This is a genomic window from Agromyces binzhouensis (assembly GCF_042672355.1).
GTDB lineage: Bacteria > Actinomycetota > Actinomycetes > Actinomycetales > Microbacteriaceae > Agromyces > Agromyces binzhouensis.
In genome coordinates, this window is the sequence record NZ_JBHXVJ010000001.1 from 195,136 (window position 1) to 215,786 (window position 20,651).

18 protein-coding genes are annotated in these 20,651 nt (G+C 71.5%); 10 read left to right on the top strand and 8 right to left on the bottom strand.

From position 1 onward, the window contains the following. Positions 1–42: 42 nt before the first annotated feature. Positions 43–555, bottom strand: a complete 513-nt coding sequence (locus ACFVHK_RS01000) for a hypothetical protein (protein WP_376927184.1) — start codon at positions 553–555, stop codon at positions 43–45. Between the two features lie 346 nt (positions 556–901). Between ACFVHK_RS01000 and ACFVHK_RS01005 the strand changes: the two genes are divergently transcribed. Together ACFVHK_RS01005 and ACFVHK_RS01010 are read left to right on the top strand one after the other, a co-directional pair. Then, on the top strand, positions 902–2,365 hold the full coding sequence (locus tag ACFVHK_RS01005; protein WP_376927185.1) for a DUF6421 family protein: 1,464 nt from the start codon (positions 902–904) through the stop codon (positions 2,363–2,365). 106 nt (positions 2,366–2,471) lie between these two features. Further along, entirely contained in the window at positions 2,472–3,131 is a 660-nt protein-coding gene (locus ACFVHK_RS01010; RefSeq protein WP_376927186.1) for an SDR family NAD(P)-dependent oxidoreductase, read from the top strand. On the opposite strand, the gene ACFVHK_RS01015 is transcribed toward ACFVHK_RS01010, so the two are convergent. Continuing rightward, the gene (locus ACFVHK_RS01015; protein WP_376927187.1) at positions 3,100–3,567 is read right to left on the bottom strand and encodes a hypothetical protein; all 468 of its coding nucleotides are present in this window, start codon (positions 3,565–3,567) and stop codon (positions 3,100–3,102) included. The two genes, ACFVHK_RS01010 and ACFVHK_RS01015, sit on opposite strands and share 32 nt — an antisense overlap. 197 nt (positions 3,568–3,764) lie before the next feature. Between ACFVHK_RS01015 and ACFVHK_RS01020 the strand changes: the two genes are divergently transcribed. Beyond that, a complete protein-coding gene (locus tag ACFVHK_RS01020; protein WP_376927188.1) occupies positions 3,765–4,586 on the top strand; it encodes an alpha/beta fold hydrolase in 822 nt (273 codons plus the stop codon). Positions 4,587–4,610: 24 nt separating this feature from the next. On the opposite strand, the gene ACFVHK_RS01025 is transcribed toward ACFVHK_RS01020, so the two are convergent. Further along, positions 4,611–6,011 carry an FAD-binding oxidoreductase gene (locus tag ACFVHK_RS01025; RefSeq protein WP_376927189.1) on the bottom strand — a complete coding sequence of 467 codons (1,401 nt, stop codon included), beginning with the start codon at positions 6,009–6,011 and terminating at the stop codon, positions 4,611–4,613. Between the two features lie 44 nt (positions 6,012–6,055). After that, the gene (locus ACFVHK_RS01030; protein ID WP_376927644.1) at positions 6,056–7,366 is read right to left on the bottom strand and encodes an MFS transporter; all 1,311 of its coding nucleotides are present in this window, start codon (positions 7,364–7,366) and stop codon (positions 6,056–6,058) included. A 367-nt stretch (positions 7,367–7,733) separates the two neighbouring features. Between ACFVHK_RS01030 and ACFVHK_RS01035 the strand changes: the two genes are divergently transcribed. The 3 genes from ACFVHK_RS01035 to ACFVHK_RS01045 all read left to right on the top strand — a co-directional run bounded on the left by ACFVHK_RS01035 (position 7,734) and on the right by ACFVHK_RS01045 (position 12,388). Continuing rightward, the gene (locus ACFVHK_RS01035) at positions 7,734–8,876 is read left to right on the top strand and encodes a sugar phosphate isomerase/epimerase family protein (RefSeq protein WP_376927190.1); all 1,143 of its coding nucleotides are present in this window, start codon (positions 7,734–7,736) and stop codon (positions 8,874–8,876) included. 162 nt (positions 8,877–9,038) lie between these two features. Beyond that, positions 9,039–11,801 carry a PQQ-dependent sugar dehydrogenase gene (locus tag ACFVHK_RS01040; RefSeq protein ID WP_376927191.1) on the top strand — a complete coding sequence of 921 codons (2,763 nt, stop codon included), beginning with the start codon at positions 9,039–9,041 and terminating at the stop codon, positions 11,799–11,801. Positions 11,802–11,995: 194 nt separating this feature from the next. Beyond that, entirely contained in the window at positions 11,996–12,388 is a 393-nt protein-coding gene (locus ACFVHK_RS01045) for a phage holin family protein (protein ID WP_376927192.1), read from the top strand. A 65-nt stretch (positions 12,389–12,453) separates the two neighbouring features. Here the strand turns inward: ACFVHK_RS01045 and ACFVHK_RS01050 are convergent, their stop codons facing one another. The 3 genes from ACFVHK_RS01050 to ACFVHK_RS01060 all read right to left on the bottom strand — a co-directional run bounded on the left by ACFVHK_RS01050 (position 12,454) and on the right by ACFVHK_RS01060 (position 16,247). Continuing rightward, positions 12,454–13,593: an ABC transporter ATP-binding protein gene (locus tag ACFVHK_RS01050; RefSeq protein ID WP_376927193.1), complete on the bottom strand. Its 1,140-nt coding sequence runs from the start codon at positions 13,591–13,593 to the stop codon at positions 12,454–12,456. Next, positions 13,590–15,152, bottom strand: coding sequence for an ABC transporter permease (locus ACFVHK_RS01055; protein WP_376927194.1), 1,563 nt, complete (start codon positions 15,150–15,152; stop codon positions 13,590–13,592). Before ACFVHK_RS01055 ends, ACFVHK_RS01050 begins: the two co-directional genes overlap by 4 nt. Before the next feature lie 75 nt (positions 15,153–15,227). After that, positions 15,228–16,247, bottom strand: a complete 1,020-nt coding sequence (locus ACFVHK_RS01060; RefSeq protein ID WP_376927195.1) for an extracellular solute-binding protein — start codon at positions 16,245–16,247, stop codon at positions 15,228–15,230. Positions 16,248–16,428: 181 nt separating this feature from the next. On the opposite strand from ACFVHK_RS01060, the gene ACFVHK_RS01065 reads away from it, so the two are divergent. Together ACFVHK_RS01065 and ACFVHK_RS01070 are read left to right on the top strand one after the other, a co-directional pair. Beyond that, positions 16,429–16,767 (top strand): ArsR/SmtB family transcription factor, encoded by a 339-nt coding sequence (locus ACFVHK_RS01065; protein ID WP_376927196.1) that lies wholly within the window; start codon positions 16,429–16,431, stop codon positions 16,765–16,767. Further along, entirely contained in the window at positions 16,764–17,225 is a 462-nt protein-coding gene (locus tag ACFVHK_RS01070; RefSeq protein ID WP_376927197.1) for an SRPBCC family protein, read from the top strand. The genes ACFVHK_RS01065 and ACFVHK_RS01070 overlap by 4 nt, the downstream gene beginning before the upstream one ends. Positions 17,226–17,257: 32 nt before the next feature. On the opposite strand, the gene ACFVHK_RS01075 is transcribed toward ACFVHK_RS01070, so the two are convergent. Next, positions 17,258–18,652 (bottom strand): MFS transporter, encoded by a 1,395-nt coding sequence (locus tag ACFVHK_RS01075; RefSeq protein WP_376927645.1) that lies wholly within the window; start codon positions 18,650–18,652, stop codon positions 17,258–17,260. 181 nt (positions 18,653–18,833) lie between these two features. Here ACFVHK_RS01075 and ACFVHK_RS01080 point away from each other — a divergent pair, with 181 nt between their 5' ends. Both ACFVHK_RS01080 and ACFVHK_RS01085 read left to right on the top strand, forming a co-directional pair. Further along, positions 18,834–19,925 (top strand): threonine aldolase family protein, encoded by a 1,092-nt coding sequence (locus ACFVHK_RS01080; RefSeq protein WP_376927198.1) that lies wholly within the window; start codon positions 18,834–18,836, stop codon positions 19,923–19,925. A gap of 135 nt (positions 19,926–20,060) precedes the next feature. Then, positions 20,061–20,648, top strand: coding sequence for a nitroreductase family protein (locus ACFVHK_RS01085; RefSeq protein ID WP_376927199.1), 588 nt, complete (start codon positions 20,061–20,063; stop codon positions 20,646–20,648). Positions 20,649–20,651 lie beyond the last annotated feature (3 nt).

Here is a 20,651-nt window from a genome sequence, read left to right on the forward strand (position 1 = left end):
CCGACCTGCCGCGCCCGTCAGTGGTGCGCGTGCGATGCGACCTCATCGGCCGCTCCCGAGCGGTGAGAGGTCGTCGTCGGTCCCGACGCCCCCGGAGCCGAATTCCCGCATCGCCTCGGCCTGGGCTGCGAGTCGCTGGCCCTGCATGTCCGCGCTGGTGGTCGAGGACGATCGCATGGCCTCCGCGTACTCCGAGAGCCGGGTGCCCTGCATCTCCGCGCTGCCGGTGGCCGTCGCCCGCGAGTGCAACTCCCGACGCGCCTCGGCCGTGAACGGGGCGACCGCGCTCGGCGCGACGACCGAGTGCAACTCGCGACGCGCATCGGCGCCGAACTCCTGCACCTGCCCGAGGCCCTCGAAGACCGAGGAGATCGATCCGCTCGCCGCCGGCGAGAGGTCGTCGCGGACGATGACGTGTCCACGGGCGAGGCCCACGGCCGACGGGACGCGGTCCTCGCGGACCGGACCGCCCCACGCGGCGGTCGCGGTCGCGCCGCCGATCAGCATCACGAGCGACCCGGTGAGGAACACCTTCGTCGCGGTCCGTGTGTTCATTGCTCCATTCCTTCCATCGGTCGGGATACGGCCGAAGCTACGACGCACCCGGATGGCCCGGATCCGTGCGCCCCCGCGGAACGGGCACCGGTTTTCCCGAGTTTTCCTCAGTGTTTGCGCACGGTCTCCTCAGTGCCCGCACATCGCGCACCGGCTCCGTATGGAGTCGCGGACGATCGATCGGCTCGCAGGAACCGCGCGCAGATCCCGCCATCCACGCAACATTCCCGCGCCCGACCGCAATCAATCGCGGAGGCCGCGAACGTAGCCTTGGACTGGGCGCGGATTCGCCGCGCCGCAGGATGCCGCGTCGAGCGGCCCGACCCATGAGGAACGGAGGTTTCCGATGTCACAGAGCACCATTGAGACGATCGTTGGCGAACCCGAGGTCCTCGAGGACGCGGCCCGCATCGACATCACGCCCGAGCTCATCGCGCTCGCCGACGGCGTCGAGTCCGACCCCGCCTGGGTGCGCCTGAAGGCGTCGGCCACGCGGCTGCAGGCGCTCCAGGTCAAGGACGGCTCGGTCGCCGAGGAGTCCGACCGGCCGGAGGCATCCGCCCTCGTCGACGCCATCGTCGAGTCGGTCGCCGCCCTCGCGCCCCGCTTCCCCCACGAGGCGAGCTACCTCGAGGCGCTCCAGGCCGACTTCCGCACCTGGCAGTCGCAGGGGCTCGGCGTGCCCGACTTCCTCGACTCGCTCGTGGAGTTCCAGCCGCAGCTGCACCGCGTCGACGGCATCCGCCACCTCGTCGTGTTCCCGATGTACACGCAGAACGGCTCGTCCGACCGGCACGTCGAGGCGCTCGTCGTCGAGACGATCTGGCCCGAGTTCATCGCGCACCTCGAGGCCGGCGACTACGGCAACAAGCTCTTCGTGAGCCTCCGCCTCGTCGACTTCACCCCCGGCTACGACACCAACTCGGCCGTGCTGTTCCCCGAGACGGTCGCGATGCGCGAGATCCCGCCGTTCACGTGGGGTGCGATCTTCCAGGACCGCGAAGCCGCCCGCTACCGCCGGGTCGTGCGCGCGGCGTCCGAGATCACCAAGCTCGAACTGCCGGATGACGCGGCGAGCCTGCTCGACGACCAGGACCTCGCCGAGCGCACGTTCGTGATGTGGGACATCATCCACGACCGCACGCACATGCGCGGCGACCTGCCGTTCGACCCGTTCATGATCAAGCAGCGCATGCCGTTCTTCCTCTACTCGCTGGAGGAACTCCGCTGCGACCTGACCGCGTTCCGCGAGTCGGTGAAGATCGAGCGGGGGCTGCGTGCGCGCGTGGCGGAGGGCGGTGAGCTCGACGCCGTCGACACCCGGCTGCTCGAGCACGCGAAGCTCGTGCAGTACGCGGTGATCTTCGACCGGATCTTCCGGTTCGCGATCACGGGGTCGCGCGTGCGCAACTACGACGGGCTCGGCGGCCAGCTGCTGTTCGCGTGGCTGCACCAGAAGCACGTGCTCGACTGGACCGACGTGAAGCTCACGTTCGACTGGGACGCGGTGCCCGACGCGGTCGTCGAGCTCGGCGACGCGATCGACGAGCTGTACTGGAAGTCGATCGACCGTCCGAAGACCGCGCACTGGCTCGCCGCGTACGAACTCGTCCGCGGGGTCCTCACCCCGAATCCGGCATCGGTCTGGGCCGAGGGCCTGCCCCGCGAGGTGCTCGCCGGCCCGCCGAAGGGCTACACGGACCTCGTGATGGACGACGAGTTCCCCCTGTCGATGTTCTTCGAGGCCCTCGACAAGAAGATGAAGCCCGTCATCGAGTCGACGGTCGGCATCACCGCCGCCGACGCCTGAGACGCGACCGCCTCGCCCCCGGAGGCACGCCGAGCCACCCCGGACGACCGGCCTGGAGATCAGCCGGTTCTCCGGGGTGGCTCTCGGCATGAGAGGATCCCCTACCGTGAACACCCTGCAGGACAAGGTCGTCGTCATCGCCGGCGCGACGAGCGCCTCCGGTCGCGCCGTCGCGCGCACCCTCGTCGAGAACGGCGCGAAGGTCGTCGCCGTCGGATCCCACCAGGGCCGACTCGACGAGCTCGAGGTCGAGATCCCCGGGGTCCTCGGCGAGCGCGCGGACCTCACCGACGGCGACGACGTGCTCGAGCTCGCGATGCGCGTCCACGCGAGGCTCGGCGACGTCGACGGCGTCGTCCACCTCGTCGGCGGATGGCGCGGCGGAGGCGGCATCCCCGGTCAGACCGAGGAGGACTACCGCCTGCTGGAGCGCTCGCTCACCGCGCTGCGGTACGCCAGCCGCGTCTTCTGGGACGACCTCGTGGGCTCCGACGCCGGGCGCGTCGCGATCGTCTCGTCGACGACGGTCGAGAAGCCGACCGCGGGCGGCGCGAACTACACGGCGATCAAGGCCGCGAGCGAGTCGTGGATGCGCTCGCTCGCCGACGGCTTCGCGAAGGCGGGCTCGCCCGGCGCTGCCGTCACCTTCCGGGTGAAGGCGCTCGCCGGCCTCGAGCAGCGGCTCGCCGACGAGGTCGTGGCGCTGTGGTCGACGGATGCCTCCGCCTCCGACCTCAACGGGCGGGTGACGACGCTCCAGGCGTGACGTCCCGGCCGTCCTCGACGGGCTCGGCGACCGACTCGTCGTGCGCGGCATCCGCCTCGTCGTCGACGCCTCGCATCTCGTCGAGGTCGTCCAGGTCGCCGAAGTCGTCGACGTCGTCCGCGTCGGTCGTGACCGACGCAGCCGTCTCGAACCGCGGTGCGAACGCACGGATGCTGCCCGTGATCGCGATCGTCGCGAGCGAGACGACGACGGCGAGGATCCCGGCAGTGAGGACCGCTGCAGCGACCACGACGCGCGACTGCCCGCCGTAGACGGCCGCGGCCGTGCCCTCCGGGCTGTTCAGCGCGGCGACGAGCGCGTCGTTCTCCGCGATCGTCATCGCTATGCCGATCACGAGGACGACGACCGACGCGACGAGCATGCCCGGCGGGATGACGAGTGCGGCGAGGGAGATGGAGCGGCGGGGTGCGGGCATGGAGACCTCGGATTCTTCGGGCGACGCGACACGTCGGTTCGGACCCGACCGACCATAGGGCCGGCGGTTATGCGCAGGCTGTGGATCGTCGACGAGCGCGCGGAGGCGGGCCCGTCGCGCGCGAGACCGCCCCCGCTCGCCGGATCCGTCGCGCCCCGATAGGGTGTGCATCCACACGACCCGGAAGAGGGTGGAGCGTGGTCGACCTCATCGCCTCCGACGGCACCCGGCTGAACTACCTCGAGTACGGCGATCCGGGCGGGCGGCCGGTGGTGCTGATCGCCGGCTTCACGGCACCGGCGACGAGCTGGCGGTACCAGGTGAAGCCCCTGGCCCGCGCCGGGTACCGCGTCCTCGCGCTCGACCGTCGCGGGCACGGCAGGTCGGAGCCCGGCGACGGCGAACCCGGCATGGAGCGGCACGGCGGCGACATCCGCGACCTGCTCGACGCGCTCGACCTCACGGACGTCACCCTGGTCGGCCAGTCGATGGGCGGCGACGCGATCTGGGCGTTCGTCGCCGAGCACGGCACCGCGCGCCTCCGCGACGTCGTGATCGTCGACCAGACGCCGTGCATGCTGAACACCGACGACTGGCCCCACGGGTTCTACGACTACGACGCGGGCAACCGCGACACCCTCTTCGCGACCGGCATCCCCGACCCCGGGCGCTTCCCGGCGAAGTCGAAGGGCCTCGTGCGCATCGCTCGCCTGCTGACCTCGCTCGAGGTGCCCCGCGGCGGCGCGCCCGCGTTCTCGGACGCCCAGCTCGCGCTCCTGAACGACCACGCGAAGCGCGACTGGCGGCCGGTCGTGGCCGAGTGCGACGTCCCGGTCCTCTTCGTGGCCGGCGCGGAGAGCGAGTTCTGGCCGGCCGAGCACGCCGCGGCCGCGGCCGCGCTCAACCCGCTCGCGGACTCGATCGTGATCCCGCGCGACGGGCACGCTGCGAACATCGAGCAGCCGCTCCTGTTCAATCGGATCCTGCTCGACCGGTTGCAGCGCGAGGTCGCCGGCTAGGACGCCGGCTCACGCCGGGCCGGCTCACGCCGGGAACGCCTTGCCCGGGTTCAGCACCCCGTCCGGGTCGAGCGCCAGCTTGATCGCACGGTGGAGCTCCACCACCCGCGGGCTGAGCTCGCGGGCGGCACCCGGCAGCTTCAGCAGTCCGACGCCGTGCTCGCCCGTGACGGTGCCGCCGAGGGCACGGCAGTCGTCGACGATGCGGTCGAACGCGAGCTTCGCCCGCGCCTTCGCGGCGTCGTCGCCCTCGGGCGCGATGATCAGCGGGTGCAGGTTCCCGTCGCCCGCGTGGGCGATGTTCGCGATGACGACGTCGTGGTCGCGTGCGCTCGCCTGGATCCGCGCGAGCATCTCGGGCACACGCGCGCGCGGCACGCAGATGTCCTCGGTGAGCACCGGGCCGAGCCGTTCCAGCGAGGGGTACGCGAGCCGCCGCGCCAGGAAGAGCCGGTCCGCCTCCTCGGTCGATGCGCCCTGCTCGACCGTCAGCGCGCCGGACCGCGACATCCGCTCGGCCATCGCACCGGCGAGGGCCTCGCCGGCCGCGCCGACCTCGTCGACCCGGGCGAGCAGCATGGCCTCGACGCCGTGCGGCAGGCCGAGGGACCGCCAGGCGTCGACCGCCTCGATGCAGGTGCGGTCGATGAGCTCGAGCGCCGACGGCACGATGCCCGCGGCGGAGATGGCCGCGACCGCCGCGCCGGCCGCCTCGAGCGAGTCGAAGGAGCCGACGATCGCACGGTCCTCGCGTCCGCCGAGCGGCAGGAGCTTCAGCGTGAGCTCCACGATGATCCCGAGCGTGCCCTCCGATCCGACCATGAGCGCCGTGAGGTCGTAGCCGGTCACCCCCTTCGCCGTCCGGCGGCCGAGGCGCACGACCTCGCCGTCGGCCAGGACGACCGTCATGCCGAGCACGTAGTCGCGCGTCACGCCGTACTTCACGCAGCAGATGCCGCCCGCGTTCGTGGCGGCGTTGCCGCCGATCGTCGAGATCCGGTAGCTCGCCGGGTCGGGCGGATACCAGAGCCCGTGCTCGGCGACGGCCTGCCGCAGGTCGTCGTTGAGGACCCCTGCCTCGGCGACCACGAGCCGCTCGTCCGCGTCGACCTCGAGGATGCGGGTCATCCGCTCGAGGGACACGACGATCGAGCCCGCCATCGCGTTCGCTCCGCCCGAGAGCCCCGTGCCGGCACCCCTCGCGACGACGTGCAGGCCGGATGCCGCGGCCGCACGCACCGCGGCGGCGACGTCGTCGACGGACTCCGCGAGCACCACGGCGAGCGGGTCGGTGAAGTCGGCCCACTCGGCGTCGTCGTGCGCGTAGCGCGCGAGGTCGGACGGCTCGGTCAGGACGCGGTCGGCCGCGAGGTCCCGTCGGAGGCGGGCGACGGCGTCGGCGGGCGACGCGTTCGAGTGGGACATCGAGCAGGGCTCCTCGGGACGACGACGGGTCGGATCGGGTCGGGTCAGGTCGTTGGCGGCAATGTGGCATCCGTCGCCGGACCATCGCCGGTGTCGCCCTCGCCGCGCGCCGGATCGGCGCCGTCGCCGCCGCCGGCGACCTGTCGCGCGGTGTCGGCCGGATCGTGCTCGGCGCGGCTGAGCAGCACGAACGGGGCGGCGAGCAGCTGCACCGCACCGCTGCAGAGCAGCGAGAAGCCGTAGCCGCCGAGGTCGGCAGCGCGACCGAGCGCGGGCTGGATCACCGCGCCGCCCGCGCTCCCGAGGAGCGAGTCGAAGGAGAGCACCGTGGCGCGCTGCTTCGACGGGATCATGTCGTTGAGGTAGGCCCGGTGCACCGGGTCGTCGATCGACGATGCGATGCCCCAGAGCGCGATGAGCCCGACCGCGAGCCAGAAGTTCGCGACGAGCCCGAGCGCGAGGAGGACCAGCGTGCTGAGGACGGTGGCGAGGAGGATCACCGACGTCCGCTTGCGGAAGCGCCGGCGGACGATCGGTGCGAGCAGCCCGCCGACGATCCCCGCCCCTGAGAGCAGGGCTGCGGCCAGGCCCGCGATCGAGTACGCGCCCTCGTCGCCCCACAGTTCGAGCAGGTACGGCTGCAGCGCGTAGAACGCGTAGAAGCCGACGCCCGTCGTGAAGGGCGTCGTGAGCATGAGCCACCGCACCGGCCTGCGGCCCAAGCCGTACTTCACCGAGGCGCGGAAGACCTCGCCGGTCGCCTTGATCGGTCCGACCCCGCGTTCCGGCGTGAATCCGAGGTCGCGCATGAGCATCGCGGCGACCGCGAACATCACGATGAGGATGCCGGCGCGGATCAGGAAGGGCACGCCGAGGTTCGTCAACTGGGCGATCACGCCGCCGAGGACGGAGCCGCCGAGCATCGCGACGTTGCCGACGACCACGGCACGGCCGAACACCGCCTCGAGGCTGCCGCGGTAGCCGGTCGCCTGCAGCGCGTCGACGAGCCAGGCGTCGACGGCCCCTGAGAAGAACGTGAAGCCGAGACCGAGCAGGACCGAGACGATCGCCCAGGCCCAGAACGGGGACTGCCAGACCCAGAGCATCCAGTACATGGCGGTCGTGACCGCGAGGGTCACGGTGCCGAGCAGGTACGACGCGCGTCGGCCGACCGTGTCGGCGACCACGCCGGTCGGGATCTCGAAGACGAACATGCCGACGCTGAAGAACGCGTTCGCGGCGAACGCCTCGAGGTTGGTCAGTCCGGCGTCGAGCAGGAACAGGGTGTTGATGCCCCAGATGAACGACGCGGCGAGGGTGTTGCCGAGCGTGAGCGTGTAGTAGGTGCCCTGCACCCGGCGCGCCGCGCGGTCGCCGTCATCGCCCGAATCGGCGGCGGCCTCGGCCGAACGCGTCGGGCTCCCCACGCGCTCCATCATGCCCGCAGGACCCCCGGCGCGCCAGCATTCGGCGTTCACCCGGCGGGCACCCCCCGTTCGTGGTTCTTTTGCCGTGGAACGTGAAAAGCCGCGCGCCAGGCGAATTCTTTTGCTTGACCGCGGAGAGACAAATGCCGTAGTGTCCGAAAAAGTTCGTGGACGCCAACTCACGAGCAACGGTGCGAAGAGTGGCTACGGTCGACCTCCGCATCCGGCGCGGTCCCGCCGCGTTGACGGGCGTTCCAGCCCGATCTCAGGAAACGGTTCAGTGCAAGGGAGCATCATGGATGAACTGACGGAACAGGCAGAGCACGACGCGCGCCTCCTCGGGACCAGGCTCGGTCTCACGCGCCGGCAGCTGCTCGCCGCCACGACGGGCATGGCCGCCGCTGCTGCGGTCGGCCTGGCCGGCGGTCACACGCACGCCCACGCCGCCCCCGCGGCGGCCGGCGGCAACGGGGTGCTCGTGCCGCCCGGCAAGCGGGGCATCATCCTCTACACGGTCCGCGACGCGATCGGCCGCAACCCGCTGACGAACCCGGGGCTTCCCTCGGGCTTCAAGCAGGTGCTCGAGGAACTCGCGCGACAGGGCTACAAGCAGATCGAGTTCGCCGGATACAACCAGAACTCGAACTCCGAGGGCGGCAACGTCAACAACGTCGCCGGCGCGCAGCTGCTGCGGACCTGGCTCGACGACAACGGGCTCGAGGCCGAGGGCAACCACGGCTCGATCCCGAACGTCGTCACCGACGCCACGCTGGCGCAGTTCGACCAGCAGTGCGAGGTCGCGAACATCCTGGGCTTCGGCCACATCGGCACGGGCAACGACCCGACGCGGAGTTCGTACCTCGCCGACTGGCAGACGGCCGCCGAGGTCTGGAACACCTTCGGCGAGCGCGCCGCCTCGCACGGGCTGAAGCTGTACACGCACAACCACGACCAGGCGTACAGCTTCCTGCTCGACAGCGGCCCGCTCGACGCGTCCGGCAACCCCACCCGCTCGAGCGGCCTGCGTCGCCTCGAGTGGTTCCTGCAGAACACCGACCCGAACTACGTCTACCTGGAGATGGACGTCTACTGGGCGCACGTCGCGCAGCACCGCTACCAGAGCTACACGGCTCCCGACGGCAGCGTCGTCGACGACTGGTTCGACCCCGCCGGCCTCGTCTCCGAGCAGACCACCCGGTTCCCGCTCTTCCACGCCAAGGACGGCGCGAAGAACGACAGCGCGTCCGGTTACTCGATCGTGCCGTTCGGCGCGGGAGACATCGACTACACGACGTTCTTCCAGCGGATCGGCGCGAAGGGCTACCACAACGCGATGTACGAGCAGGACAACGCCTCGTCGGTGCCCATGTCCTCGCCGACGATGTCGCTCGAGAACGCCGCGTCGTCGTACCAGAACCTGGCCGCACTCCGCGGCTGACCGCACCACCCCGGCCGCGCTGAGCGGCCGGCGCACGACCCCGGCCGCGCTCAGCGACCGGCGCACGACCCCGGGCCGCGCGGGTGACCAGAACCCCCCGCGCGGCCCGGAAACACATGGATCCCGCCGAACCTCCTTCCATTCGTTGACTGGAGCACATCCATGCATCTCACACGTTCACGCCTCGCGGCGCTCGTGGTCGGAGCCGCCGTCGCGGCATCCGTCCTCGTCGCGGGGCCCGCTGTCGCCCATGACGGCGAAGATCACGGCGACGAGGTCTCGGCCACGACCTGGGCCAACTACGAGCGCATCAGGCTCGCGGGAACCCAGGGCGTCGGCGAACCGATCGACCTCGCCGTCCTCCCGGACCTCCGGGTCCTGCACACGACCCGCAACGGGCAGGTCCGCCTCACGGACCCGGCGCAGGGCACGACCACCGTCGTCAACCAGCTCGACGTCTACTCCAACTCGGAGGACGGGCTGCAGACGATCACCCTCGACCCGGACTTCGAGGAGAACGGCTGGGTCTACCTCTACTACGCACCCCGCATCATGGAGGCGCCGTACCCCGAGACGACCCCGGTCGGCTCGGCGCCGCGCGAGCTCCCCGCAGGCGAAGACGCCTCGTACTGGGACATCTGGAAGGGCTACAACCAGCTCAGCCGGTTCCAATGGGATGCCGAGTCGAACTCGCTCGACCTCGCGTCGGAGCAGGTCATCATCAAGGTCGAGGTCCAGCGCGGGCAGTGCTGCCACGTCGCCGGCGACGTCGCCTTCGACAACGACGGCAACGTGCTGCTCTCGACGGGCGACAACACGCCGGCGAGCACGCCCGGCGCCAGCGGCTACGCCCCGAACAACGACCGTCCCGGATGGAACCCCGGGTTCGACGCCCGCCGCGGGGCCGGCAACACCAACGACCTCCGCGGTGCGATCCTCCGGATCTCCGTCCAGGAGGACGGCAGCTACACGATCCCCGAGGGCAACCTGTTCGCGCCGGGCACGGCCGACACACGTCCCGAGATCTTCGTGATGGGCCTCCGCAACCCGTTCCGCATGGACTACGACACCGAGACCGGCGCCGTCACGTGGGGCGAGTACGGTCCCGACGCCGGAACGGCGAACGAGCTCCGCGGGCCGATGGGCTACGTCGAGTGGCAGTCGACCACCGTGCCGATGAACGGCGGATGGCCGTACTGCCACGGCCCGAACGCGAACTACAACGACTGGGACTTCGAGACGGCGACCCAGGGCGAGTGGTTCGACTGCGAGGGCACGCTCCTCAACACGAGCGCGTACAACACCGGGCTCGACCAGCTCCCGACGGCCACCGCACCGCAGCTCTGGTACGGCGACCGCCCCGAGCACCAGCCGTGGCCCGAGTTCGGTTCGGGCGGCCAGGCGCCGATGGGCGGCCCGACCTACCGGTACGACGAGGAGAACCCGTCGGAGACGAAGTTCCCGGAGTACTGGGACGGCAAGACCTTCATGGCCGAGTTCTCGCGCGACCGTGTCTTCGCCTTCTCGCAGGACGACCCCGACGGGCCGGTCACGAAGATCGAGGACTTCCTGCCCAACGCGGCACTGAACGCGGCCGGCATGCCTCCGTGGGACAACGTGATCGACTTCGAGTTCGGTCCCGACGGCTCGCTCTACGTGCTGGACTACGGCGACGGCTTCTTCCGCCCGAACCCCGACGCCGGCCTGTACCGCGTCGACTACGTCGAGGGCACCAAGGGCCCGCGCGTCATCCTCGACGCCTCGCCCACGTCCGGTGAGGGACCGCTCGAGGTCGACTTCGACGCATCCGAGTCGACCCACCCCGATGGGCTCGCACTGAGCTACGCGTGGGACTTCGAGGGCACCGGCACGTTCGAGGACGGTGAGGCGACCGCGTCGCACACCTTCACCGAGGACGGCCAGTACCAGGCCCGAGTGCGAGTCACCGATGAGGGCGGCCGCGTCAGCCTCGCGTCCGTCACGGTCACGGTCGGCAACACCGCGCCCGTCGTGGAGATCGTCACCCCGGCGAACGGCTCGTTCGCCGACTGGGGCGACGAGATCGAGTTCGAGGTCCGGGTGACCGACCCCGATGAGGAGATCGACTGCGAGCGCGTGCTGTGGAGCTACGGCCTCGGCCACGACAACACGCACACGCACCCGCTGTTCACGGGCAACGGCTGCACGGCGACCGTCGAGATGGCGCTCGAGGCCGGGCACGGCGAGACCGAGAACATCTACGCGCAGATCGGCGCCTCGTACACCGACCTGGGCACCGACACGGCGCCGGCGCTGACCGGTGACGACGTCACGCTGCTCAACCCGCGTGCGCTGCAGGCCGAGCACAACGACGCCCGCAGCGGCGACGTGACCGTCGTCGACGACGAGTCGGCCGAGGGCCTCCGCCACCTGGCGGGCCTGGACGCCGACGAGTGGATCGCCTACACGCCGGTCGAGTTCGGCGGCATCACGGGTGCCACCGTCCGCGCCTCGGGTGAGGGCGAGGTGTCGCTGCACTGGGGTGACGCGGACGCCGACGCCTTCGCGACCTTCGCGGTCGACTCCGAGGGCTGGGCGGATGTCTCGGTGCCGCTCGTGACCGTGCCGGAGGGCACCGGCCGCGTGGTCGTGACCTCGACGGGCGGGGTCGTGCTCGACCAGTTCGTGTTCACGACGTCGGTCGACGACATCCGGTCGCTCCTCGCGGCGCTGAATGCCGACGGGAGCATCACGCGCGGCGTCGAGGCCTCGTTCGGCGATGTCCTCGCCGAGGTGGACGCCGCCCTCGCGGCGGACGACACGGCGACGGCCATCTCCCGCCTCGAGTTCATCGCGGCGCAGGTCCCGAACCGGATCCGCACCGACGCCGACGCGGCCGCACTCGTGATCCGTGCGGTCGAGGCGGTGATCGCCGAACTCGAGTAGCACGCCCGCGGCGGCGGGGACCGTCCCCGCCGCCGCGCACCAGACCGGTGCGGTCGGAGAACGACCTTGGCGGGATCCGCCGGCCGCACCAAGAACGGATCGGGCCGTGTCCTTCGGGGCACGGCCCGTTCCCATGCCCGCGGCAGGCCGTTCGGCTCTGCCCTGTGAACGCCGCGCGGCGCTAGCCTTCGCTCATGATCCGCTTCCTGATCAACATCGCGATCTCGCTCGTCACGGCGGCCATCGGCCTGCTGGTCACGTCCTGGATCCTCCCGGACTTCCACCTCGACGCGGCCGGCTTCATCGTGGCGGTGCTCGTGTTCACCATCGCTCAGGCGATCCTCGCGCCGTTCATCTTCAACATGGCCCGGCAGTACGCCTCGGCGATCCTCGGCGGCATCGGACTCGTCTCGACCTTCGTGGCGCTCCTCATCGCGTCGCTGTTCCCGAACGGCATCCGCGTCGACGGCATCGTGACCTGGATCCTCGCGACCCTCATCATGTGGATCATCACGGCCCTCGGCACCTGGCTCCTCGGCCTCTGGTGGCTGAAGGGCCGCGTCGAGGAGCGGCGCGCGAACTCCTGAGCCCAGGGCCCAGGGCCCAGGGCTCAGGGCTCAGGGCTCAGGGCTCAGGGCTCAGGGCTCAGGGCTCAGGGCTCAGGACGGTACGCGAGCACCGGGCCGACGACGGAGACCCGGACCTCGGTGCCGCGCGGCACGAACTCCGAGGCGGTGACCCGCGCGCGCAGCCGCACGCCGTCGGCGAGCGCGAGGGCGAGCATCGCATCGTGCCCGGTGTACTCGACGTCGGTCACGATCCCGTCCAGGCCCTCGGCACCGCCGTCGACCGCGTCCGCGGCGCGGACGCGCGCCGTGCCGGTGGCGGATGCCGCGTCCGCGCGCACCACGCGCAGTTCCTCCGGGCGCACCAGCACGGTCGTGTCGGCGCCGTCCTCGGGCACGAGCCCCGCGGCATCCGCCACCGGCACGGCGCGCAGCCGGCCGATCGACGTCGCGACCTCGTCACCGTGGAGCACGCCGGGAAGGAACACCGCATCGCCGACGAAGCCGGCCACCCACGGCGTCGCGGGAGCCCGGTAGACCTCCTCGGGCGTGCCGAGCTGCAGCACCTCGCCGCCCCGCATGACCGCCACGCGGTCGGCGACCGAGAGCGCCTCCGCCTGGTCGTGCGTGACGAGGATGCCCGTGACGCCCTCGGCGCGCAGCAGCTCGCGCACCGCCGTGCGGAGGTCGGCGCGCAGCATCGGGTCGAGCGCGCCGAACGGCTCGTCGAGCAGCACGAGCTCGGGGCCTGCGGCGAGCGCGCGGGCGAGCGCCACCCGCTGCGCCTGGCCACCGGAGAGCTGGCCCGGCGCGCGCGACGCGAGCGGTGCGAGGTCGACGAGGTCGAGGAGGCGTCGCACCTCGTCGGACTTCGCCGCTCGCCGTGCCGCGCGCGACGAGCCGCGGCCCGCGAGCATGCCGAACGCGATGTTCTCGGCGACGGTGAGGTGCGGGAAGAGGGCCGCGTCCTGGGGCACCCAGCCGATGCGCCGCTTCTCGGGGGCGAGGTGGATGCCGTGCGTGGTCACCATGCGTTGGCCGATCCGGATCTCGCCGGACCGGGCGCGGAGCAGGCCCGCGATGGTGCGCAGCAGCGTCGTCTTCCCGCATCCGCTCGGCCCGACGATCGCGAGCAGCTCCCCGTGGGGGACCTCGACGTCGACGGCGTGCAGCACGGGCGCGCCCTCGTAGCCGACCGTCAGGTCGCGCACCTCCAACCGGCTCACGCGATCGCCTCCCGGGTCGCCTCACGTCCGGCGCGCGCGTCGGACAGCAGGAACGCGGGCACCGCGGCGACCAGCAGCAGTGCGACCGCGTAGGGCGCGGCGGCGCCGTAGGCGGAGATGTCGGTGCGCTGCCAGAGCTCGACAGCGAGCGTGTCGGTGCCCGTCGGGCGCAGCATGAGGGTCGCGGGGAGCTCCTTCATCGCCGAGACGGCGGCGAGGAGCGCGGCCGCGAAGATGCCGGGGCGCGCGAGGCGCGCGGTGACCGACCACCACGTTCGGGCGCGCGAGGCGCCGAGCGTGCGCGAGACGTCCTCGAGCGAGATCGGCACCTGGCCCGTCGCGGCGCGGATCGACCCGATGGCCTTCGGCATGAACAGGATGCCGTAGCCGAAGGCGAGCACGAGAGCCGTCTGGTACAGGGCCGGGACGACGCTCAGCGAGAAGAACACCAGGGAGAGCCCCACGACGATGCCGGGCAGTCCGAGCGCGAGGTAGCCGGCGGACTCGATGCCCCGGACCATCCGCCCCCGGTGACGGGCCGCGAGCACGCCGATCGGCAGGGCGAGGGCGACGGCGACGACCGCCCCGCCGGCGGAGAGCAGCACGGTGTTCCCGATCGCCCGTCCAAGGTTCGCCCCGTCGAACGCCTGCAGCGTCTCGGCCGTGAGCACGCGGCCGAGGAGCACCGAGACCGGCACGACGACCGCCACGGCGGGAACGAGGGCGAGCAGGGCCATGCCCGGAGCGGTCCACGACCCGAGTCGCGTCATCCGTCGCCGCCCCGCCGCGGGCGCGGCCTGGATTCGGCGCGCCGCACGCCCGCGCGCGACCTGCTCGCCGATCACCACGATCAGCGCGAGCCCCACGAGGAGCACCGCGAGCACCGCGGCCTCGTCTCGGCTGAAGCTCGCCGAGTACGCCTGCTGGATCGCGGTCGTGAGCACGGGGAACCGGAACAGCGCGACGCCGCCGAAGTCGCTCAGCGTGTACAGGCACACGAGCAGCGCGCCCGCCAGCACGGCGGGCCGGATCTGCGGCCAGGTGCCGAGCATGAACGAGCCGAACGGGCCGCGACCGAGCGTGCGGGCGACGTCGTCCAGTCCGGTGCTGCCGATCCGCATGGCCGCCGCGACCGGGAGCGTGACGTAGGGAACCGACACGAAGCTGAGCACGAGCCACGCGGCCCAGAAGCCCTTCATCGACGGCTGCCAGGCGAGCCATCCGTACGCTGCGAGGTACGACGGCATCGCGAGCGGCAGCGCCGCCAGGACGGCCCACGCGCCACGCCAGCGCAACCGGGCGCGCGCGAGCAGGAACGCGCTCGGCACGCCGAGCGCGACCGCGGTCAGGGTGACGGATGCCGCGAGCAGCACCGAGTTGCCGACGAGCAGGGGGATCCGCGGCCGCTCGAAGACCGCTGCGAGCTCGCCCGGGTCGGCCGAGGCCACGCGCACCACGAGGTGGACGACCGGGATCGCGGCGAGGGCGACCGCGGCGAGGGATGCCGCGATGAGCCCCCACGGGCGGCGGGGGCTCGGCGTCGCGACTCGATCGGTCATGTCAGGTCCAGCGTAGGCGTGCGGGGCTGGGCTCCCGCCGGGTCTCCGGCCGCGTCATCCGCTCGCCCCGCGGGCTCAGATGAGGCCGTTGTCGGCGAGGAGCTGCTGCGACTCGCCGACCGAGTCGAGGTCGCTGAGGTCGAGGCCCGGGTTCAGGAGCGTGTCGATCGCCGGCAGGCCCTCGGGCGCGTCGACGCCGGGCAGCAGCGGGTACTCGAAGGTCTCCTCGACGAAGTACTGCTGCGCCTCCTCGGAGACGAGGAACTCGACGAAGGCGCGGGCGGCGGCGTCGTCGGCGGCGTCGTCCAGGATGGCGGCGCCCGTGACGTTGACGATGCCGCCGGGGTCGCCGGGCAGGAACTTCAGCTGTGCGCGCATGTTCTCGGCGCCCACCTCGGCGGCCTGGCGGAACCAGTAGTAGTGGTTGATGAGGCCGAGCTGCGCCTGCCCGGTGTTCACGAGGTCGAGCGAGGCGAGGTTGTTCTCGGTGAGCTCGGGGTCGTTGGCGGCCATGCCCTCGACCCAGGCGGCAGCCGCCTCCTCGCCCTCCAGCACGCGCAGGGCGGTGACGAACGACTGGAAGCTCGCGTTGCCGGGTGCGAACGCCACCTCGCCGGACCATTCCTCGCCGGTGAGGTCGTCGACGGTGTCGGGCACCTCGTCCTCGGAGAGCTGCTCGCCGTCGTACGCGATGACTCGGGCGCGGCCGGTGACGCCGATCCACGAGTCGTCCTGCGAGGTGAAGCCGTCCGGGATCAGGTCGGCGAGCTCCGCCGGGATCTCGGCGACGAGGCCGGCGTCGGCGAGTGCGCCGAGCGCGCCGGCGTCCTGCGACAGGAACACCTCGGCGGGGGTGCGGTCGCCCTCCTCGAGGAGCAGCGCCGTGAGCTCGGGGGTCGCGGCGTAGCGCGCCTCGACGCGGATCCCGGTCTCCTCCTCGAACTGCTCGATGAGCGGCCCGACGAGGCCTTCGTCGCGACCGACGTAGACCGTGAGCGTCTCGGCGTCGTCGGCCGGTGCGGTGCAGCCGGTGAGGGCGAGTGCCGCGGCCGCGAGGCCGGCTCCGGCGAGGACGATTCGGCGTCGTGCGCGCATGGGCGTAGTGGCTCCAACGATCGATGGGAAGGTGAGGGCCCGTCGAGTGCGGGCGAACTTAGCTTAGCCTCACCTGCGTTCGGCCTCGACCTCGGACGTCATCGTGCGAGCCCGGCGGCGCTTGACGTGCACCGAGGTCGGAGCTATGGTTAAGCACTTCATTAATTAAGGAGTCGCTTACATGGCGGATGCCGACGACGAGCTCAGCCTCGTCTTCCGCGCCCTCGCCGACCCGACCAGGCGTGCGATGCTGTCTCGCCTGCACCGCGGGCCCGCGACCGTCGGCGAACTCGCCGAGCCGTTCCCGATCAGCCGACCGGCCGTTTCACAGCACCTCGCGGTGCTCGAGCGGGCCGGACTCATCGAACGCACCGTCAGTGCGCAGTGGCGCACCTGCACGCTGCGCACGGAACCGCTCGACGAGGCGTCCGAGTGGGTCGAACGGCACCGCGGCGAGTGGAACGAGCGATTCGACCTGCTCGACGAGCAACTCCGCAGGATGAGAAGGGGGACCCCATGACCGGTCAGACCGACGCGCAGTTCACCATCACCCGCATCTTCGATGCGCCCCGAGAGCTGGTCTGGCGCGCCTGGACCGAGTCCGCGGACGCGGCCGAGTGGTGGCACCCGCGCGGCATCGCCATCAAGGAGGGCAGCGTCTCCGTCGATGCCCGGCCCGGCGGCCGGTACGCCTACACGATGGTGAATCCCGCCGACGGCAGCGAGTACCCGACCACGGGCGTCTACCGCGAGGTCGACCCGCCTCGGCGGCTCGTCTTCACCTGGACGTCGCCCGGCGACCCGGATGAGACCGCCCCCGTCATCACGGTGGACCTGCGGGAGCTCGAAGGAGACCGCACCGAGATGCTGTTCCACCTTCGCGGGTTCCCCGGCGAACCCGGCGACGAGAACGTGTACGACGGCTGGGACTCGGCATTCGACCTCCTCGGCGAGCAGTTGACGGCGAGGATCCGCTGATCGGACCTGTCGGTGCGGCGGCCGTCGGCCCGTCAGACCCGGGGCTCCGATCCGGAGGGGTCGAGCGCGGCCGCCCCGGCAGCCTCGGTCGGTACCGCCGCAGGCTGCACGGCCTCGCCTGCGGGAACGGAGGTCTCGTTGCCGCGATACGTCTCCGAGAGCAGCCGGTAGGACCTCGTCGTGAACGCGAGCAGCGCGGCCGCGATGGTCGCGAGCCCGCCGAAGACGAACACGAGCGCGATGCCGCGCGCGTCGCCGTCGCCGAGCAACCAGCCCCACGTGGCCCGACCCGACGGATCCTCCATGTAGGGGATGATCCAGAACTCCGCGATCGGAGCGATGAGGAACGCCGTGATCGGCGCGGCCGCGGACTCGACGGCTGAGGCGAACCCGAAGACCCTGCCCTGTCGGCGGAACGGCACGACCTTCTGGATCACGGTCTGCTCGGCCGCCTCCACGACGGGGATCAGGCACATGTACAGCCAGATGCCGGCCGCATAGAGCCACCACTGCTCGCGGATGGTGAAGGCGGCGCCGAGCACGCCCATCGCGACCACGACGAGGAGCATCGTCCGGATCGGGTTCCTGCCGAGTCCGAACCTGGCGATCACCAGGCCGCCGATGATGAAGCCCGTCGCGGTGACGCCGAGCACGATGCCCCACACCTCGACCGAGAAGATCGTGAGCCCGTACGGGTCCATGAGCGCCAGGTAGAGGCCGCCGATGAGGTTGTTGAAGGTGGCGAAGACGATGAGGGCGGCCAGGCCGGGCACGACCCGGATGGCGCGGATGCTGCCGCGCAGGTCCACGATCGGCTCGCGGCCCGCCTCGCGCGCAGGCTGCTCCTCCGGGACGCGGAGGAACAGGAGGTGGACGAGCGCCACGAGCGTCAGGGCGACCGCGATCGCCAGCGTCCATCCCATGCCGAGGAACCCGATCGCGAGCCCGCTGAAGACGCTCGTCACGATGAAGGCCACGCCCTGCACCGTGCCCACCAGTCCGTTCGCGTTCGCGTGGCGCTCGACCGGAACGAGCAGCGTCACCGTCGTCGACAGCGCGATGTTGCGCATGTGCTCGATGACCGATCCGAAGAGGATGATCCCGGCGAACGCCCAGAACCACGGCCCGCCGAGGTCGACGAGCGCGGACTCGGGCTGCAGCAGGTAGATCCCGCCGGCGACGACGAACGAACCGAGCGTGACGAGGCTCGAGAACCGCATCACCTGGATCTTGCGGTGCCGATCGACGATGGTGCCGAAGAGCATCGCGAAGAAGGCGATGAGGAGCATGTAGACGCCGCCGATGATGCCCGTCGCGAGCACCGACCGGGTCTCGAGGTACACCCAGAACGTCAGCGCGAACCACAGGAAGCTCGTCGTGACGTTCGCGAGGGCCGTGTTGACGAGCACCTGCAGGAACGTGCGCATGCCGTTCGCGGGCGGCACCGCGTCGGCCGACGCATCGGAACCGTCAGCGGCGCGGTCGGTCGCTCTCACCTCTTCGGACATGGGGGTGAGCGTAGGCCGCACCGCCGACATCCGGAACCCCGCGCCATCGACGGACCGGACGGCGGAACGGGCCCGCCCGCTCGTCTGGGAGAATCGTCCGGTGACCCCTGAGTTCCAGCCCCTGCACGACACCGCCTTCCGCGGCTTCGCCTCCGACAACTACTCCGGCGTGCACCCCGAGGTGCTCGCCGCGATCGCCGGGGCGAACGGCGGGCACCAGGTCGCCTACGGCGACGACGACTACACCGGTCACCTCCACGAGGTGTTCGCCCGCCGCTTCGGCGACCCGGTCGAGGTGTACCCGGTGTTCAACGGCACGGGCGCGAACGTCACGGCGCTGCAGTCGATGCTCCCGCGCTGGGGCGCGGTGATCGCGGCATCCACCGCCCACATCAACGTCGACGAGGGCGGTGCGCCCGAGCGCGTCGGCGGCATCAAGCTCCTGACGGTGCCCACGGTCGACGGCAAGCTCACGCCCGAGCTCGTCGACCGCGAGGCGTGGGGCTGGGGCGACGAGCACCGCGCCCAGCCGCTCGTCGTCTCGATCACCCAGACGACCGAGCTCGGCACGGCGTACTCCGTCGACGAGATCCGGGCGCTCGCCGACCACGCGCACGAGCGCGGGATGACGCTGCACATGGACGGGGCGCGGATCTCGAACGCCGCGGCATCCCTCGGCCTGCCCCTCCGGGCGTTCACGCGCGACGCGGGCGTCGACGTGCTGAGCTTCGGCGGCACCAAGAACGGCGCGCTGCTCGGCGAGGCGATCGTGGTGCTGAACCCCGCGGCATCCGAGGGCCTGAAGTACCTGCGCAAGCTCAACATGCAGCTCTCGTCGAAGATGCGCTTCGTGTCGGCCCAGCTCATCGCGCTGCTCGACGGCGACCTGTACCTGCGGAACGCGTCGCACTCGAACGCCATGGCGCGCCGCCTCCGCGACGCGCTCGACGCCGGCATCGCCGCCGGCGAGCTGCCCGGCCTGTCGTTCACGCAGCAGACGCAGTCGAACGGCGTGTTCGCGGTGCTGCCCACCGGTGTCGCCGACCGCCTGCGCGAGCGCGGCTTCAAGTTCTACGACTGGGATGCCGCGAAGAACGAGGTGCGCTGGATGTGCTCGTTCGACACGACCGAGGACGACATCGACGCGTTCGTGGCGGGAATCCGCGACGAGCTCGCGCGCACGGCCGCCTGAGCCTGCCGGTCGGCGTCGCCGGTCGCCGGCGCGCCCGGTCGCGTCGGGAATATCCCGAGGATCCATGCGTTGTAATGGATTGGGACGACGGTGTCCCGGCACGACCATCGGAACCGCTCGGAAGGCACCGTCACCATGACCCTCGTCGACACCTCGCGCCACGTCCCCACGGACGCCCCGCTCATCGCCCCCCTCGTGGAGCGCTGGAGCCCCCGCGCCTACGACCCCACCGCCGAGCTCTCGGAGGAGAGCCTGCGGACCCTGCTCGAGGCCGCCCGCTGGGCGCCGTCGGCCAACAACGTCCAGCCGTGGCGCTTCATCGTCGCGCGGCGGGGCAGCGCGGCGTTCACCGCCGTGCACGACGCGCTCATGGGCTTCAACCAGGCGTGGGCCGACTCGGCCGCGGCGCTCGTCGTGAACGTCGCCGAGACCGTCGACGAGGCCGGCACCCCGCGCCCGTGGGCCAAGTACGACCTCGGCCAGGCCGTCGCCTACATGTCGCTCCAGGCCCAGCACGACGGCCTGCACACCCACCAGATGGGCGGCTTCGACGCAGCCCGCCTCGCCGAGGCGTTCGGCCTGCGCGCCGGCCTCGACGTCGTCTCGGTCACCGCGATCGGCAAGGTGGGCGACGCGTCGGCCCTTCCCGAGCCGCTCCGCGAGCGCGAGGTCGCCCCGCGCAGCCGCAAGCCGCTCGACGAGATCGTCATCGCCGCGGCCTGATCG

Excerpts from the sequence above, each read along its gene's own strand:
- ACFVHK_RS01040 (WP_376927191.1), top strand. The coding sequence starts at position 9,039 with ATGCATCTCACACGTTCACGCCTCGCGGCGCTCGTGGTCGGAGCCGCC.
- ACFVHK_RS01025 (WP_376927189.1), bottom strand. The coding sequence starts at position 6,011 with ATGTCCCACTCGAACGCGTCGCCCGCCGACGCCGTCGCCCGCCTCCGA.
- ACFVHK_RS01055 (WP_376927194.1), bottom strand. The coding sequence starts at position 15,152 with ATGACCGATCGAGTCGCGACGCCGAGCCCCCGCCGCCCGTGGGGGCTC.
- ACFVHK_RS01035 (WP_376927190.1), top strand. The coding sequence starts at position 7,734 with ATGGATGAACTGACGGAACAGGCAGAGCACGACGCGCGCCTCCTCGGG.
- ACFVHK_RS01075 (WP_376927645.1), bottom strand. The coding sequence starts at position 18,652 with ATGCGCACGTTCCTGCAGGTGCTCGTCAACACGGCCCTCGCGAACGTC.
- ACFVHK_RS01015 (WP_376927187.1), bottom strand. The coding sequence starts at position 3,567 with ATGCCCGCACCCCGCCGCTCCATCTCCCTCGCCGCACTCGTCATCCCG.
- ACFVHK_RS01070 (WP_376927197.1), top strand. The coding sequence starts at position 16,764 with ATGACCGGTCAGACCGACGCGCAGTTCACCATCACCCGCATCTTCGAT.
- ACFVHK_RS01000 (WP_376927184.1), bottom strand. The coding sequence starts at position 555 with ATGAACACACGGACCGCGACGAAGGTGTTCCTCACCGGGTCGCTCGTG.
- ACFVHK_RS01005 (WP_376927185.1), top strand. The coding sequence starts at position 902 with ATGTCACAGAGCACCATTGAGACGATCGTTGGCGAACCCGAGGTCCTC.
- ACFVHK_RS01065 (WP_376927196.1), top strand. The coding sequence starts at position 16,429 with ATGGCGGATGCCGACGACGAGCTCAGCCTCGTCTTCCGCGCCCTCGCC.
- ACFVHK_RS01060 (WP_376927195.1), bottom strand. The coding sequence starts at position 16,247 with ATGCGCGCACGACGCCGAATCGTCCTCGCCGGAGCCGGCCTCGCGGCC.
- ACFVHK_RS01085 (WP_376927199.1), top strand. The coding sequence starts at position 20,061 with ATGACCCTCGTCGACACCTCGCGCCACGTCCCCACGGACGCCCCGCTC.
- ACFVHK_RS01045 (WP_376927192.1), top strand. The coding sequence starts at position 11,996 with ATGATCCGCTTCCTGATCAACATCGCGATCTCGCTCGTCACGGCGGCC.